This window comes from Acinetobacter sp. YH12252 (genome assembly GCF_013417365.1).
Taxonomy (GTDB): domain Bacteria; phylum Pseudomonadota; class Gammaproteobacteria; order Pseudomonadales; family Moraxellaceae; genus Acinetobacter; species Acinetobacter towneri.
Map to the genome: position 1 here is coordinate 161,157 of NZ_VPEA01000004.1, position 16,405 is coordinate 177,561.

Here is a 16,405-nt window from a genome sequence, read left to right on the forward strand (position 1 = left end):
TCAGGGTTGGCTTTTCGCGTTAATGGCTACGGTTGGCTTTTTCAACCAAGCCTGATAAACCTTGACGACGAGCCAATTCATTCAGTACCACTTGCGGTTCAATATCGAAATAACCCAACATGACAATGCTGTGGAACCATAAATCGGCCACTTCATAAATCAGGTCATTTTTGTTGTTGGCATTGGCTTCGGTGTTGAAATCTTTGGCGGCAATAATTGCTTCCACCGTTTCTTCACCGACTTTTTCCAAAATTTTATTCAAGCCTTTATGGCATAGCTTGGCTACATAAGACGAGTCTGGATTAGCGGTTTTGCGCTCGCTCATCATTTGCCCTAAATAAGCCAAAACTTCGACCTGTTCGGCTTGTGCCTTTGATTGGCTCATGGCTAAGGTGTGAGCATTGGCGGTTTGTTCACTATAAATTTGATTCGGGTCTTTCAGTTGTGCATCTACAATTTCCCAACCATTGGCGGTGAGTTTGCGATAGAAACAAGATTCACGCCCTGTGTGGCAAGCAATTCCACCATGTTGTTCAATTTGCAGGATAATCACATCGGCATCGCAGTCCAGACGAATCTCATGCACGGTTTGAAAGTGTCCAGACTCTTCGCCTTTGTGCCACAATTTATTGCGTGAGCGTGAAAAATACACCGCCTGATTTTTTTCGGCAGTCAGTGCTAATGCTTCACGGTTCATCCACGCCACCATCAATACACGTCCTGTTTGATGATGTTGTGCAATGGCAGGCACTAATCCTTGTTCGTTAAATTTTACTTCATCGAGCCATTGCAAGTTATTCATGAGTTGTTCACCAAAATTAATTTAAATTGTATGGACGCCATTTTCTAAGCGCACGATTTTGCATCGTCCCTATAGTGTACGTGATTCAGGACAATTTACCTAAATTATCTTGCTAGATTTATGCTGTCAAAGCGTTTGCATAAACTGTGGGAAGTTTTGTTTTTCCACCATTTCCAAGAATTCATCGCCCAAACGTTGGCTTTCTGCTACGGACTGTTTCCATAAGCGAATTCGCTGCGCTTGATCTAGACCTTTTAAAGTGAAGTCTTTACGATCTGGCAAACGGCCTAAAGGCAGGCTGCTTAAATATTCTGCCGAAGGTGATAGCAAAAGTGTACGTGCCTGATTTTCAGGATTGGCCTTGCGGTTTTTCAACATTTTATCGAACCAGCCCGGAGTAATGCTGTCAGTAAAGTGTGGATACAGCACAATACCTTGACTTTGGTAAGGTAAGTCTAAATGGTAGTCAATTAAGCCACCATCCCGATAACTGCCTACAGGCGCATCAGGAATGTCACGAATGGCAGACATGACCCCTGGAATAGATGCTGAGGCGAGCAGCCACGGTGCGACATTTTGTTCATTCAGGGCTTGGTAATGGGTGACAAAATCATCTTCTACCATAAACTGCTGCCCCTGTGCAGGTTGACTGATGACGCGTTGCATAAATAAGCGGTTATGTTTGCGCGCAATGGCATTGCTACCAATAATTCCAGCCACAGATGCTAGCAAAGGCAAGGCTTGGTCACTTTGGAAAATATGTTGAGCTTTGACGGAAATGACCGTGAGGTGATAGTCAGGATGCTGAATCAGTTGTTGTTGCTGTCCCTGAATCAGTTCAAACAGCATATTTTGACAAATCTCAGCGACTTCTTGGCGCGACATTTTTTTATGAAAATACAAGTTGGTATATAAATCGGACAGGCGTTCAGTGCCTTGTTTTGCGCCCCACGCCAAAATACTGGCAAAGCGCCAACTGCCAATTGAAGAACCGACCACAGTACGACGCTTTGGGGCTTGGGCAAAAAACTCGCCAAAAATAGCTTGGTCTAAGCCTTGAATGCCAATACCTTTGGGGCCGCCTGCTGCACCTGGAATAATATCGACGTGTTGGGCATGTAAGCCTTCTTGTTCAATCAGTTGGCGTGCCAGATGTCCTGCGCGAATACTGAGTGCAGGGGCACGTTTATGCAAAAGCTGAGTCATGCTTGATCTATAACGCTACAAATGTGCATTAATTGTAGGCGTGGTGATTTTTGCAACAATGGCGAGAGGCATCATTTGGTGACTGATGAGTCATGCGGTAGTTTTTAGGATGAGTTAGAGAAAATCAGCGTGATAAAAAAGCCTGCTTTAAAACAGGCTTTCTAATTTTTTTATCGTCTAATCAGTTTGTTATCAAGCAATGTGGCTTTATTTAGCTATACGCCAAATCGCCAAGAAACTTGCCAACGCGATTAAAACAATAGAGACATACCACGGTGCAATAATCGCAATGGAGAGGAAAATGGCCATAATGCTGCCAAAAATCCAGCTGCGTTTTTGCTGATGTTCCATTTGTAGACGCATGCTTTGTAATTCATGCAATTGTTTGGAATGCCAAGCCGATTGGTTTTTTAAACCATTTAAACTGTCAATCATTAAACTTGGTAAGTCTTGCGCACCCAGTAACAGGTCGGGAATTTGCTGCCCAATTTCTTTGACATTTTTGACTGGATTCATATTGGCTTTAATCCAATCCGTTAAAATTGGTTTTGCCAGTTTCCAGATATCCAGTTCTGGATATAAGTCTGTGCCCAAGCCTTCAACATGCACCAATGTTTTCAGGAGTAGCATCAATTGCGGTGGAATTTCCAAATGGAAACGACGTGCAATATCCATGACCTGAATCAGAATGCCTGCAAAGTCCAATTCGTGCATCGGTTTAGACACCATTGGCCCGACAGTACGGCGCATTTCACGGGCGAGAGCATCTTGATCTGTGCCCGGTGGAATCCAGCCAGCTTGGTGTACCACTTGAATCAGCTGCATAAAGTTGCTGTTCATCACCGCCAGCAACATACGTGCTACGGTCATTTGGTCATGCTTGGACAGCTCGCCCATAATCGCACAATCTAGCGCAATAAAACGCGGATTATTCGGATTGATGGTTTCCACAAAGACGTTGCCAGGATGCATATCGGCATGGAAAAAGTTGTCACGGAACACTTGGGTAAAGAAAATCGTGAGGCCTTTTTCTGCCAAATCGGCACGATTCATCCCCAAACGATCAAAGGTTGCCGTGTCGGAAATTGGCACACCTGTAATGCGCTCTGCCACCATCACATCTTTACTGTCCATATAGACTTCAGGCACGTACATCATGCTTGAGCCTGTAAAGTAGTGACGCATGCGGCGGGTGTTATCCGCTTCTAAGGTCAAATCCAGTTCGTTGAGAATAATTTGACGATAGTCCTGAATAATTTCAGATAAATGTAGAGCGCGTGCCGCTTCCAGACGTTTTTCCAGTGCTGCACCGAGCCATTCCAGAATTTCAAAATCTTGTAGAATTTGCTGGCGAATATCGGGACGGGTGACTTTAACGACGACTTCACGACCATCATGCAAGGCAGCGGTATGGACTTGCGCAATGGAGGCTGCTGCTAAAGGTTGCTCATCAAAACGGGCAAACAGGGTGTTGATGTCTGCCTTGAGCGATTGCTGAATTCGCATTTGTGCCACGTCAGAACCGAATGGTTTGACACGGTCTTGTAGCAACACCAATTGCTGTAAAACTTCAGGCGGAATCAGGTCACGACGCGTAGACAGCAATTGCCCAAGTTTAATTGCCAATGGTCCCATTTCTTCTAAAGCTTCTTTGAGCTTCAGCGGGTTTTTACGTTCTTTACTTGACCAAGCCGCAGGGTGCATGCGAATAAAACTGAGCGCATGACGTGCCTTTTCTGGTAGTTCTTCCGCAGGAAACAACGTGTCGAGTCTATAGTGCGCGGCAATGCGCCAAAGTTCGAGTAAACGTGAAACGTGCGGAATCATAAAGACTTATTCCCTAGGGTTGAGTGGAGTTTAAGGTGTCAGAAGCGGTATCTGGCTGTGCATCAAGCTGCGCTTGTAGCTGTTGAATTTTGGCTTCGGCGCGGTCTAAATTTTGTTGAAAAATGCGCGTGTCTTGTTGTAAGTCATCCATTTGCCAGCGTGGGGCAAATAGACCACTGTCTTCTTTTAGGGCATCTTCAGCAAAGAACAAATGGCTGTGTAGACTGCGTTTTAAATGCTTGGGTGCAAGCTGAATTTTGCCAACTTCATGAGCCAAAGCAGGACCAATCCAAGGGCTTAAATGTGCGGCCAAGTCTAGTTCAGCCTGCTGCATAATGCGCTGAATATCTTGTAAAAGATGATAGTCACCTTGTAGGGGAATATTGCCCACTTCATCGGATAGCAACAGTTTGAGCAATTGCACCACATTTTTAACATGCAAAGTGGTCGTTGCGGGGCTGATATTTTGCGCTTGATCAAACGGGCGTTGCTCAAAAATAGAAGGCTGCTCGCTGTGACCTGTTGCAGTAGGTTCTAAACGAACTTTGTTGTCATCAAAAAAGACATCTACAGAAAGCTGTGGCGAATCGAGCACCACACGCAACATTTTGCCGTGTAGTTGGTTGAGCTGGATGCGAGTAATCGCATCCAAATCAATAACATGATGAATCAGTTTCTCAACTGCACCAAGGGCGAGAATTGACCACATTGCGGTACGCCTTAGAGTTTAAAACCACGGTGAACGGCAACAATACCACCAGTCAGGTTGTGGTAATCACAGTTTTGGAAGCCTGCCTGTTCCATCATGCCTTTTAAAGTGCGTTGATCTGGGTGCATACGAATAGATTCAGCCAAGTATTTGTAGCTTTCTGAGTCGTTTGCGACAATTTTACCCATCAATGGCAATGCTGTGAATGAATATAAATCGTAGAGTTTTGAGAACGGTTCAAATACTGGTTTTGAAAATTCTAAAATCAATAAACGACCACCCGGCTTGAGTACGCGGTACATCGCTGCCAAAGCTGCATCTTTATCGGTCACGTTACGTAAACCAAATGAAATAGTCAGTAAGTCAAAGCTGTTGTCTTCAAATGGTTCTAAAGTTTCGGCATTCGCCAGCACGAAATCGACATTGGTACAGCCTGCATCAATTAGACGGTCACGGCCAACATTCAGCATAGATTCGTTAATATCTGACAGTACCACATGACCTGTAGGGCCAACTTCACGGCTAAAGACTTTGGCTAAGTCACCCGTACCGCCTGCAATGTCCAGTACGCGCTGACCACGACGTACACCTGACATATTAATCGCAAAGCGTTTCCATAAGCGGTGAATACCAAATGACATTAAGTCGTTCATAATGTCGTATTTGCTTGCAACCGAGTGGAAGACTTCTGCGACTTTCTGGGCTTTATCTTCACTGCTGACGGTTTGGTAGCCGAAGTGTGTGGTTGCACCGACATTGCCTGTGTTGGCACCGCGCGGCAAATTATATTTTGGCACTGAACCCGTAACAGGTGTATCCGTTAATTTTTGTTCTAAAGATTGTTGCTGACCTTGTGGAGCGCCTTGCGGTAGAGGTTCGGTTAAGAATGGACTCACTTTGTCTGTTGGTTGTGCCGACTCGGGAGTAGCGGTAGGCGTTTGATTTTCATTCGACATTGGAGTCACTCCTCAGGATAAAAAGGCTTAAGGCTGCAGTGTATGCATGATGACAGATTCTAAGCACTTGTACAGTAATCATCATGCAATTGTTATGAATAATATACAGAAAAAACCAAAGATAGCGTAAGTGTGCTGAATAAGTGTTGGTTATTTCACACATTGGGATTATGAAAATGGATGTAAATCACCTGCATGTACTTTGGCAATAATTTCCCGTTCTGTGGTAGTAAATTGCTTCACAAATTTCTCTGCAGACTTTAATGGTTTCATGGCTAAAAAGCCATCTTGCATAAACTCATACATAATTTGAAAACTGTATTTTTGCGCCGCGCCTTTACACATTTTAAAAGCGGTATAGACCACAAAAGAGCGCATATATTTATCTAGGTTTTTACCCAGTTCATCCAACATATTTAATTGTTTTAAGCGTGCTTCGCCCTGATCGAGCTTTAAATAAGTCAGACGCATCATCTCATCATTTAAAGGCATATTTTCAGGATAGTCCTGTAGCAATTGTATCGCGACTTGTTCATCTAACTGCACTGCCAAAATCGCCAGACTTACCCCAGAAGTCCCTGTTTTTATTGCATTTTCAGGGATGATTTTTTCAGCTTTGTGTGCATATTTCAGTAGGCGAGCAATTTGACCTGCCAAAGCGTCAAAATCTGGACCGCCATATAAGCGGTTTAAAAAATATTCAGCCATCAAGACATTGTGCTTTTCGGCAAACTGTGTGGCATGGGTGCGTTGCATACGCTGTTTTTGCCATGCTTGAACATCTTGTAAGCGTTGAAAAAGCATAGGATTTTTATGATATTTAAATTGATAATACAGTTCTAACAGCTCATCTAAAGCAGCAAGTTTAGACATAGGGTGTCTCATTATTGAGTTGAATGGGCAAATCTTAATGTGAGTTTGATCTCGTCGCTATGACAAATTACACAGAATTCCAAACGGCAAAGGTCAGTGTGTGAGATTAATCTACAAAAATACGCGAAAAGTTGTTAAAAAATGGGTCGATATTCGTATACTGATCAAAGTCTGTCGCTCATTCTAATATCGTAAATATAGACGAATGATCAGCAGAGCTTAAATAACACAACAATAGGGTAGATGATGTCACAAGCACATACTGAATTTAAACTCATGGAAGAAGAACAACTTTCAGTCGAGCTAATTGAAGCCCAATATGCTTTAAAAAATACCAAAGGTGAAAAAAATGCCAAAAGTTTGCTGATTTTAGTGAGCGGCATTGAATTGGCGGGGAAAGGAGAGTCGGTCAAACAACTTAGGGAATGGGTCGATCCGCGTTATTTAAGGGTAAAAGCCGATGCGCCACACCCGTTTAATCCCAAACAGACACTTTGGCAGCCTTATGCACGTTTTATTCCTGCCGAAGGTCAAATTATGGTGATGTTTGGCAATTGGTATAGTGACTTATTAAGCACAGCCATGCATGTGTCTAAAAAAATTGATGACACCATGTTTGATAACTATGTCGAAAAAATGCGTGCCTATGAAGAAGACTTAAAAAATAACCATGTGGATGTCATTAAAATCTGGTTCGATTTATCGTGGAAATCACTACAAAAACGACTAGATGATATGGAACCGAGCGAAGTGCATTGGCATAAATTGCACGGCTTGGATTGGCGCAATAAAAAGCAATATGACAGCTTGCAAAAGCTGCGCCAACGCTTTACCGATGACTGGATTATGATTGATTGCGAAGATGAAACCATCCGCGATCAACAATTTGCACAGCATATTTTACGTGCTTTAGAGCATTGTCCTGTGCATCCGACCAGTTCGGGCATCACTTGGCAAGCTGCAGAAATTCCAGAAGTTTTGCTTAATCCTGTATCTGAATCGGTCAATGAGGATGACTATAAAGCAGAGTTAAAGAAACTCACGAAAAAAGTGGCAGATGCACTGCGTTTAGATAACCGTAATGTCAGCATTGTTTTTGAAGGAATGGACGCAGCAGGCAAAGGCGGCGCGATTAAACGGATTGTAAAAAAACTGGATCCGCGTGAATACGAAATTTACACCATTAGTGCACCTGAAGCCTTTGAAATCAGTCGTCCTTATTTGTGGCGTTTTTGGACGAAAATTCTGCCTGAAGAAAAAATCAATATTTTTGACCGTTCTTGGTATGGGCGGGTATTGGTAGAACGTGTAGAAGGTTTGATTAGCCCACTGGAATGGCAGCGTTCTTATGACGAAATCAACCGTTTTGAAAAAGACTTAAATGATCATCAAACTGTCGTCATCAAATTTTGGTTAGCCATTAGTAAAGATGAGCAGGAGCTGCGTTTTAAAGCACGTCAGGAAACCGCACATAAGCGTTTTAAAATTACAGATGAAGACTGGCGCAACCGTAGCCGTTGGGATGATTATTTGGTGGCAGCGGCAGATATGCTGCAACGTACCAGTACCGAATATGCACCGTGGCACATCATTCCGAGTAATGACAAAAATGCAGCACGTTTGGAAATTTTAAGAACCATCTTGAAACAACTCAAGGCAGAATAATCTGCCTCGAGGATGCAAAGACTGCGTGTTAAGTTAGCTGAATTTGAGCCTGTTTAGTTTAAAAATTAAGCATTCACAACTTTGGCTTGTTTAAGCTGAATGCTTTTTGCCAGTTTATAGCTTTCTTCAACATGCGTTTCGGCAATTTTTTTCATAATAAAATAACCCAAACCTGCTGCCACCATTTGTCCACCCAATGGAATAAACTTGGTGACTTGTTTGGTGATGTACTTGGCTGCGACATTATTCAGGGATTTTTTTACTGCAGTGCGCGCCACGACTAAGCCTGAAAATTCCACACCGCGTTTACGCAATTCGCTCCAGTGGACTTTTCGGGTTTCAGGATCATACACGCTGACTTGCTCAGGAGATAAGCCAAAACGTGCATTAATTTCTGGAATCAGTTGCGACAAGATGCCCACATCAATGACAACGTCTAAGAACGGCACAGGAATGATGGCTGCACCTGCAGAAAAATAGGCACGTTTTTTGACCAGTTCTAGGCATTCTGCACGAATCATTTCCAAGTCTAGGCTTGGATCAATACTGTCTGGAATTGTCTCTCTTTTTATCATAAGTACAACCTTAAAATGGCGGATAATCGTATGCTGTTTGGTAAATTAAACCACTTTATTCAAAGCACTTTTTGAATAAAGTAGGCAATAAAAGTATGCTTGTAAAGTGGCATACACCGTTGTAAGTGTATAGCCAATAATCTTTATTCTTTTGTTGTGCTTGAGGCAAATGATAGATCAACGGCCTTCTAGTACATTTAATACATTCTTATTCAAAATAAATTAAAGGATACCTTATGGCGATTCATGTCATACAAAGCCAACGTATAGAAGTTTTAGTCAATGAAATGCTGAAAACCATACGTCAACCGACATCGAATCCGCTTCAGGTGCTACAAACCCAGCATTTTATTGTGCCTTCAGTGGCAGTAGAAAAGTGGCTGACGGAAAAAATAGCCGAGCAAAAAGGCATTAGTGCCAATACTGAATTTTATCATCGTATTCGTGCCTTTCAATGGGCCGCTTATCAGGCAGTTTTAGACGATAAAGATCGGGTGCGTCAGGCAAATATTCCGCGTATTGTGATGCAATGGCGTGTGTTTTATGACTTACACCCGTGGATACAACACGAACAAAACCCACTTCCTGCCGAGCATGCTTTACATCGTTTGATTCAGCGAATTTATGACAGCGCAGAGCAATTGTCACAGGGTTTAGAAAAGCAGCTCAAAAAGCAAAACATGCTGTATTGGGTGGCAGATAAAGTTTCACGTTTATTTAGCAATTACATGGTTTATCGTGGTTTTTGCCAAAAAGGCTGCGAGGGTGTCTGCCAATGTCAAAGCAATTGGTTAGCGGTTTGGGGACAGCAGAAACGCCTGAACTTAAAGCAGCAAATTTATATCCCTAAAAACTTTGAGAGCGAAGAAGAAAAACAAGCGGCATTGGAAATAGCCGCATTTACTCAAGAGCAAGCCGAAGAATTAGAGCAATGGCAAAGTTGGTTGTGGTTGCATATTTTTCATGCAGATTTTGAAAAAATGCAGGAGATTGATCTGCAATTTTGGCAAGCTTTGGGCGAGCCTGAAAATCCAAATTCGTGTATTAACAAATTACCCAAACAGTTGGTGATTTTTACCTTATTGGATTTGCCGCCAAGTCAGTTGCTGTTTATCCGCCGTTTGGCGCAGTATATGGATATTTTTATTCTGCATTACAACCCATCGCAAGAATATTGGGCAGACATGGTCGATCCTAAGTGGAAATTAAACATGGATGCGCGAATCAAAAGTCGTTTTATTCGTGAGATGGAAAGTCAAAATAAAACCGTAAGTGATGATGATATTGCTGCATATATCAAAAAATATAATGGCGAATTTAATGCCGATATGCGCGAGTCACATCATCCTTTGCTGACACGCTTTGGTAAACAGGCACGTGATCACTTTTCTTTATTGGCGGCGTTGTCAAGTGGTGATGAAGGCGAGTGGTATGATCTTTTCCCTGAAGAAGAGCCGCAGCATTTACTGGGTAAAATTCAATCGGATGTATTGAATTTGGTTGAGCCAGTCGCGCAGGCGTATGACTTAGATCCTGCCGATGAGTCATTGCAAATTCATGTGTGTCATTCAAGTTTACGTCAGCTTGAGGTACTCAAAGATCGTTTAATTGCATGGCTAGGACAAGATGACAGCCGCCAAGCCAGTGATATTTTGGTATTGAGTCCGAAACTCAAAGAACAAGAGTCTTTAATTCGCAGCGTATTTGCTGCACCGCCAAGTGAGCGTGATCTCTATCAGAAAGGACAACAAAAAGCACAGCAGAATCAAGCTACTTTAGGGCATCAACTCAGTCAAGATAGTGTGTATTTGCCTATTCAAATTGCAGGCATCAGCTCTTTAGACATTCATAATGCTTGGCGTGCGGTGGTTGGGCGTATAGCGCTAGTACAAGGACGTTTTAGCTTTGAGGAGTTTGGTGACTGGTTGAGTTTAGCTGCCACACAACAGCGTTATGCCTTGAATTTAAACAATATTGAGCGCATGAATGAGTTGTTGGCCAATGCAGGTTTTAAACGTGGTTTAGATGCCGAGCATTTAAAACGCAGCCTGAGTGCAGATGATCAAGATTATCGGTTCAGCTTAAAGTTTGCTTTAGATCGTTTGGCTTTGGGCGTTGCAGTGCCAGAGCATTGCGTGGTTCAGCACACTTTAAGTTATGCCGATGTGCAAAGTAGCGATTTTGAATTGATTTTTAAACTGGTTCAAATTTATCAGGATTTTGCACAGCGCCGTGATTGGCTAATTCAGCATGAATTGGGGCAAGCCAAAACGGTGGAATATTGGCTTAAACAACTGATGCAAGACCTGAGTGAGTTTCAGGATGCAGGGGTAGATGTGTTGGCATCGGTGTTTAGTTTGGTGCAAAAACATGACCGTATGCTGACCTTAGCCAGTTATTTTGATGTGCAGTCGGGTCAAGATTTGCGTCATTTAAGCTTACCGCTGGATTATATTCTGCAAGAAATTTCAGCCCAGCTCGAAACCCAACTCGAACAAGCCAGTCCATCGGGCGCCATTACCTTTAGCCAAATTGGTGCAATTCGTCCACTGCCGTATAAGCTGATTGTGATGCTGAATTTGGACAATGGCGTGTTCCCAAGTCGTGACCAGCAATTGGCTTTTGATTTGATGCAATTATTAAAACCACAACTGGGAGATCGTTCACGCATTGAGGATGATCTAGGGGCATTTTTAGACAGTTTATTGTTGGCGCAAGACAGTGTTTGGTTATTTTATAACGGTTTTGATGTCAGCGATGGTGAGGTACGTGATCCATCCGTGCTGGTGCAGGAATTTGTGCAGCATTTGGAATTGATTGTGAAACATCCCGATAGGGCTAGCGATTCACGCTTAAACTTGAACGGTGTCGAGATTCCTGCGCAATTGAAATCTCTTTATCACTTACATAGTTTGCAACCTTTTGATCAACTGCGTTTTGCCGAAAGCCGTGAAGTTCGCTTTAAAGATCAATGGTATCGGGTTGCCAAACAAATGCAGCAAGAAACCACACCACGCGAAGCATGGTTTGGTGAATATCCATTATTGCCACAAGACGTGGTGGTACTCGACAGTATGCAATGGATTCGAGATGTATGTTTCCCTGCACGTGCCTATTTAAAAGCGATTGGAGTCGAAAATTTACAATCCGACACTGCTGCAATGAACCATGAGCCACTGATTTTAAATGGCTTGGAAAAATATAGTGTGCGTGATTTTTTACTGCAACATGGCACGCAAGATGCAGAAAGCTTGTTGCAAGATACTTTACCTGTGGGCAAAACTTTAAATGCCACGTTTAAAACGGGACTGCAAGAACAGCAATATTTACGTGACATACTGCAGCAGTTTGCAGATGAGGCAACCGCAACAACGCAACAGCTTTGGAAAATGAATCCGCATTTGCATATCCGTATTCAAGTGCCTGAACAGCCGACAAAGCTTTGGTGTAGCGTGGTGGCAGCGAGTGCCAGACCAAAAAAATATGCCGAAGTATGGTTGGAATATCTGTTCTGGGTGGCTTATCAGAACACAGAACAGCAAGATTTAGAGCGGATTGTGGTGTGTAAAGATGCGGTGATTCATTTTGCCAATATCCATGCACAGCAAGCACACGAGTATTTAGCCCAGTGGTTTGAGTTCTGGAAACACGCACAGCAATATCCTGTGTTATTGCCTGCGGCTTTGGTTTTAAAAATGAAAGATAAAAAAGAATTTGAAATTCAGTGGGATGAAGCTCAGTCCGATCAAGTTTTGAATATGGAAAGCTTCGTAAAACATTGGCATGACGGTGCTAGGAGGAGCTTTATTGATGAAAGTGAGAAAAATCACCCAGACTGGTCATTTATTTTTCAAGACAGTGAAACTGAACCGTTGTTGATTGAGGCATTTCAGCAATATAGCCATCGACTGTATCAGCCCATCATTGAAAATTATGAATCTGCGAAAAATCTTCAAAAACAAGGGGAATCTGCGTGAACTCATCTAGCCCATTCCCAATTTGTTATGACCCAATTCAAGAGATGCAATTTAAAGGCTTGCATTGGATTGAAGCATCGGCAGGTACAGGAAAAACCTATACTTTATCTAGTTTGATGGTGCGGATTTTCCTGAAAGATTATTTGCCTAATCAAGTGATTGCGACCACATTTACCCGTGCCGCCGCAGCCGAGCTAAAAAGTCGTATTCGTGCACGCTTGCTTGAAACCCAACAATATATCGACCAGTGTTTAAATCAGTCTTTAGATCAACGCGCCCTTGTAGAGAAAATTGCACAACTACAAGATCCTTTACTCAAAAATGTTCTGCAGGAATATCGCTTAAAACTGGACTATGCCAGTTCACGTTTGAACTTGGTGATTGCACAACTCGATGAATTATTTGTCGGAACGCTGGATAGCTTTAGCCAAAAATTATTGCGTGAATTTTCCTTTGAAAGCGGCAAAATTGAGCGCGCCAATATTACCGACCAAGCATCGGTCTATACTGAACAATTGGTGCATGATGTGCTGCGTGAATGGATTCAAGCACAGCCTCAGCATGTTGTGGACTATATGCTGTTATGTGGGCGGTTGAAATCTGCAGCAGACTATGAGGGGTTGGTCAATACCAGTTTGAATTTTGCATCGGCAGAGATTCAGGGCATAGATCAGGCACAATTGGAGGTACAAGATTTAGCAGAGGCGTTGCAGAATTTAGCCAGTATCACCATGACGCAAATTGAAGAATTAAAAGAATATTATGATGGTGAATATAGTTTTAATTTTTCCCATTATGTCGCGGGGAGTGACAAGAAGGGGTTGCAGCCACTATTTACAGAAGCCTTGCCAAAACTGATTGAAAAAATTAAGCATAATCCTTTAGAACATTATTTTAATTCACATCTTGCCGCATTGTTTAATGCGGTCTTTGCACTATATTTGAATCAAGACGGTAAGCTCAGAAAATCTATTTTTAACAAAGCGAAAGCGCCATGTACGCAAGAGGTGCAAGATGCTTTTTTTGATCATCCTGTAATCCGAAAAATTAAAGCAGTTGTGGATGCCAAACTTAATTTTGAGCGTCAAATTGAATTGGTGGATACCAATTTAAAATTCTATTTGGTACAACACGTCAAGCAGCGTTTACCGCAACTTTTACAGCAAAAAGGGGAAACCACTTTTGCCCAACAAATTCGCAGCTTAGCCGAAGCGTTGCAGGGCGAACGTGGGCAGCGTTTTGCGCAGTTTGTGCATACGCGTTATCCACTGATTTTGGTGGATGAGTTTCAGGATACTAACCAAGATCAAGACGACATGCTGGCGCAAATTTGGCGTAATCCGAAGTGGTATGCGCGCGGTTGCATGATTATGGTGGGCGATCCTAAGCAGGCGATTTATGGTTTTCGCGGTGGCGATATGCTGACCTATAACAATGCCCGTGATGACGTGCTGAAAAAGCAAGGTCGCATTTATTCACTCAGACAAAATCATCGTTCAGTGAAAGAGTTGGTCTGTGTGGTGGACGAGCTATTTCAACGCCAACCCGCTTTTGGTGAGAAAGTGATTTATGAACCTGTCATTGCAGGTTCACGTCCTCATCCTGCTTTAATGGATCGGCAACAGGTCAATCCTGCACCGCTGCGTTGGGTAACGGTGGAACATGATCAGGATGAGTCCATTCAAATTGCACGAAAAATTCGCGAGTTATTAAATCAAGGCATTGCAGGCGATTTATATTTTGATCATTCTGAAGGCAAAGTTGCTTTGCAAGCTGATGATATTGCCATTTTATCGACCAGTCATCAAAAGCTTGATCAAGCCCAATATGAGCTTGAGCGAATTGGAGTTCAGGTCAATAGAAGTAGCCAGCGCAGTGTTTTTACAGGCTTTTTGGCCAAAGATGTGGCAGCAATTTTAACTGCAATTTTACATCCTTATGATGAAGCCAAGGTCAAGCGCGCCTTACTGACACGTTTATTGGGTTATAACCTGCAACAGTTGATTGAACTTGAGCAACAAGGTTTAGGTCAGTTTATTTATGACTTCGACTGCATTCGTGAAATGTGGGTCAATAAAGACTTTTTAACCGCATGGAATTACTGCCTAAACTTATTTAAAGTTTGGGAAAATTTGGTGGCGAAACGCAGTTTTGACAATGAACGGCATGTGGTGAATTTACGTCATTTGACTGAATTGCTGAGTCGTCAAAGTGAACGCCATCAAGGGGCTTACATGCTGTATTACTGGTATTTACAGCAAGTTGAATCACCTGCCAAACGCGATTGGGAAATTGAGAGGAAACTTTCTAATTCGGCAGGGGTGAAACTGATGACCATTCACCAGTCCAAAGGCTTAGAGTTTAAAGTGGTCTTTTTGATGTCGGCAGATCAGCCGCCCAAATCTGACAAGTCTGCTTTGGTGTTTGCAACGCAGGAAGCGCAAGGCATTGAGCAACGTGTCATTGCTATTAAACATAAAGACATAGATGCCACAGCAACGCAGCAGCACAGTGAGCGCCGTTTGGCAGAGTTGAATCGGCTTTGGTATGTGGCACTCACCCGTGCCAGTTATCGGGTCTATGCGATGCTAAAACAGCCTACGCCTGCAAAAGAAGGTAAAAAAGAGGCTGCACCAAAATCTGCTGGTTTAAATGTCTGGCGTTTACAAGCGCCAAGTTCAGCAGAAATTGCAGCAGCATGGAGCTGTGATGAAGCACCTCTGACACAATTGGCGGCAGCATTACAACTTGAACAAGTGCAAGAAATTAAGATTGAAGCTGCAGATTTTCCGCAGCGTCGCTTTTATCCACGAACCAAAACCAGTTTTAGTGGCTTGGCACAACATTTACCTGCCGCCATGCGTAGCGATACTTTGGCATTGGCAAGCGAGGAGCAGGCTGCTGCTGCCGACGAAATCAATCAGGAACCTGTCGAAACGGAACAGGAAATCGTACAGGTGGCTCAACCGATTGCATGGATCAAAGCTAATTTTCAGCGTGGTACTCAAGCGGGGAGTTTTTTACATAAACTCTTTGAATATATCGACTTTCAAGCCAGTCATGATGACATTTTAGAAGAAGTCAAACGCCGTTTTCATAACGACAAAGAGTTTAATTCAGATGTGTTATTGGTAGATTTGATTGCAAAACTCGACACTGCCAAAGGCAGCGCGACTGTGCAGGAAGCAGATATTTTTGCGCACATGACCGAGTGGCTGAAGGATGTGTTGAATACTCCTTTGCACGATACTTTCCAGCTTTCCGCCTTATCTACTGCACATTATTTATCAGAGTTTCCATTCTATTTGGCGTTGGCAGATCAGCGCTTATTTATTCAAGCGATTCAGCAATTGTTTGAAGATGTGGGTCATCCTATTCAAGATTTAAATGAAGCCGCTACTGCACGTTATCTGACAGGCTCAATTGACTTGGTTTATTTTGATGGACAGCGTTATCACATTGCCGATTATAAGAGTAATTATTTGGGCGGCGATCAGCGCGATTATGAGAAAACCAATCTTGAACACAACATGACCCAATCGAGTTATTGGTTACAAGCGGCCTTGTACTTGGTGGCGTTGCACCGTTATTTAGGCAGTCGTTTGCAAGATTATGATATTCGGCAACATTTAGGTGGAGCCAGTTATTTGTATTTGCGTGGTATGCAGGGGCAAGCAGGGCAAGGGGTTTGTTACTGGCAGCCAGATGCGGAATTTATTCTGCAATTAGATCAAATATTGGGTTACTTTGAACTTAAAAAATAACGCTAAGTCAGCTCATCGACTTAATAAAACAATTGCTTATCCTGTGGATAA

Annotated in this window: 10 protein-coding genes; 3 read left to right on the plus strand and 7 right to left on the minus strand. The window is 42.9% G+C overall.

Going from position 1 to position 16,405, the window contains the following annotated elements; all coding sequences use genetic code 11:
* Positions 1–19: 19 nt before the first annotated feature.
* The 6 genes from hisIE to FTV28_RS05905 all read right to left on the minus strand — a co-directional run bounded on the left by hisIE (position 20) and on the right by FTV28_RS05905 (position 6,373).
* The gene (hisIE, locus tag FTV28_RS05880) at positions 20–802 is read right to left on the minus strand and encodes a bifunctional phosphoribosyl-AMP cyclohydrolase/phosphoribosyl-ATP diphosphatase HisIE (protein WP_179989703.1); all 783 of its coding nucleotides are present in this window, start codon (positions 800–802) and stop codon (positions 20–22) included.
* 126 nt (positions 803–928) lie between these two features.
* Positions 929–2,008, minus strand: a complete 1,080-nt coding sequence (locus tag FTV28_RS05885) for a patatin-like phospholipase family protein (protein WP_179989705.1) — start codon at positions 2,006–2,008, stop codon at positions 929–931.
* Positions 2,009–2,215: 207 nt separating this feature from the next.
* Positions 2,216–3,835, minus strand: coding sequence for an AarF/ABC1/UbiB kinase family protein (locus FTV28_RS05890; RefSeq protein WP_096901336.1), 1,620 nt, complete (start codon positions 3,833–3,835; stop codon positions 2,216–2,218).
* Between the two features lie 13 nt (positions 3,836–3,848).
* Positions 3,849–4,544 (minus strand): SCP2 domain-containing protein, encoded by a 696-nt coding sequence (locus FTV28_RS05895; protein ID WP_004975904.1) that lies wholly within the window; start codon positions 4,542–4,544, stop codon positions 3,849–3,851.
* An 11-nt stretch (positions 4,545–4,555) separates the two neighbouring features.
* Complete coding sequence (gene ubiE, locus FTV28_RS05900) at positions 4,556–5,500, minus strand: bifunctional demethylmenaquinone methyltransferase/2-methoxy-6-polyprenyl-1,4-benzoquinol methylase UbiE (RefSeq protein WP_004975907.1); 945 nt, start codon at positions 5,498–5,500, stop codon at positions 4,556–4,558.
* A 168-nt stretch (positions 5,501–5,668) separates the two neighbouring features.
* Positions 5,669–6,373: a hypothetical protein gene (locus tag FTV28_RS05905; protein ID WP_004975910.1), complete on the minus strand. Its 705-nt coding sequence runs from the start codon at positions 6,371–6,373 to the stop codon at positions 5,669–5,671.
* Between the two features lie 246 nt (positions 6,374–6,619).
* On the opposite strand from FTV28_RS05905, the gene FTV28_RS05910 reads away from it, so the two are divergent.
* Positions 6,620–8,038 carry a phosphate--AMP phosphotransferase gene (locus tag FTV28_RS05910; protein WP_131261094.1) on the plus strand — a complete coding sequence of 473 codons (1,419 nt, stop codon included), beginning with the start codon at positions 6,620–6,622 and terminating at the stop codon, positions 8,036–8,038.
* Positions 8,039–8,103: 65 nt separating this feature from the next.
* On the opposite strand, the gene FTV28_RS05915 is transcribed toward FTV28_RS05910, so the two are convergent.
* Positions 8,104–8,610 carry a hypothetical protein gene (locus FTV28_RS05915; protein WP_131261105.1) on the minus strand — a complete coding sequence of 169 codons (507 nt, stop codon included), beginning with the start codon at positions 8,608–8,610 and terminating at the stop codon, positions 8,104–8,106.
* Between the two features lie 239 nt (positions 8,611–8,849).
* Between FTV28_RS05915 and FTV28_RS05920 the strand changes: the two genes are divergently transcribed.
* Positions 8,850–12,590, plus strand: a complete 3,741-nt coding sequence (locus FTV28_RS05920; protein WP_179989707.1) for an exodeoxyribonuclease V subunit gamma — start codon at positions 8,850–8,852, stop codon at positions 12,588–12,590.
* Positions 12,587–16,354: a UvrD-helicase domain-containing protein gene (locus tag FTV28_RS05925; protein WP_368856236.1), complete on the plus strand. Its 3,768-nt coding sequence runs from the start codon at positions 12,587–12,589 to the stop codon at positions 16,352–16,354. The genes FTV28_RS05920 and FTV28_RS05925 overlap by 4 nt, the downstream gene beginning before the upstream one ends.
* Positions 16,355–16,405 lie beyond the last annotated feature (51 nt).

What these genes read in the sequence shown, in the direction of transcription:
- FTV28_RS05910 (WP_131261094.1), top strand. Translation starts at nt 6,620, where the DNA reads ATGTCACAAGCACATACTGAATTTAAACTCATGGAAGAAGAACAACTT.
- FTV28_RS05905 (WP_004975910.1), bottom strand. Translation starts at nt 6,373, where the DNA reads ATGTCTAAACTTGCTGCTTTAGATGAGCTGTTAGAACTGTATTATCAA.
- hisIE (WP_179989703.1), bottom strand. Translation starts at nt 802, where the DNA reads ATGAATAACTTGCAATGGCTCGATGAAGTAAAATTTAACGAACAAGGA.
- ubiE (WP_004975907.1), bottom strand. Translation starts at nt 5,500, where the DNA reads ATGTCGAATGAAAATCAAACGCCTACCGCTACTCCCGAGTCGGCACAA.
- FTV28_RS05890 (WP_096901336.1), bottom strand. Translation starts at nt 3,835, where the DNA reads ATGATTCCGCACGTTTCACGTTTACTCGAACTTTGGCGCATTGCCGCG.
- FTV28_RS05895 (WP_004975904.1), bottom strand. Translation starts at nt 4,544, where the DNA reads ATGTGGTCAATTCTCGCCCTTGGTGCAGTTGAGAAACTGATTCATCAT.
- FTV28_RS05920 (WP_179989707.1), top strand. Translation starts at nt 8,850, where the DNA reads ATGGCGATTCATGTCATACAAAGCCAACGTATAGAAGTTTTAGTCAAT.
- FTV28_RS05885 (WP_179989705.1), bottom strand. Translation starts at nt 2,008, where the DNA reads ATGACTCAGCTTTTGCATAAACGTGCCCCTGCACTCAGTATTCGCGCA.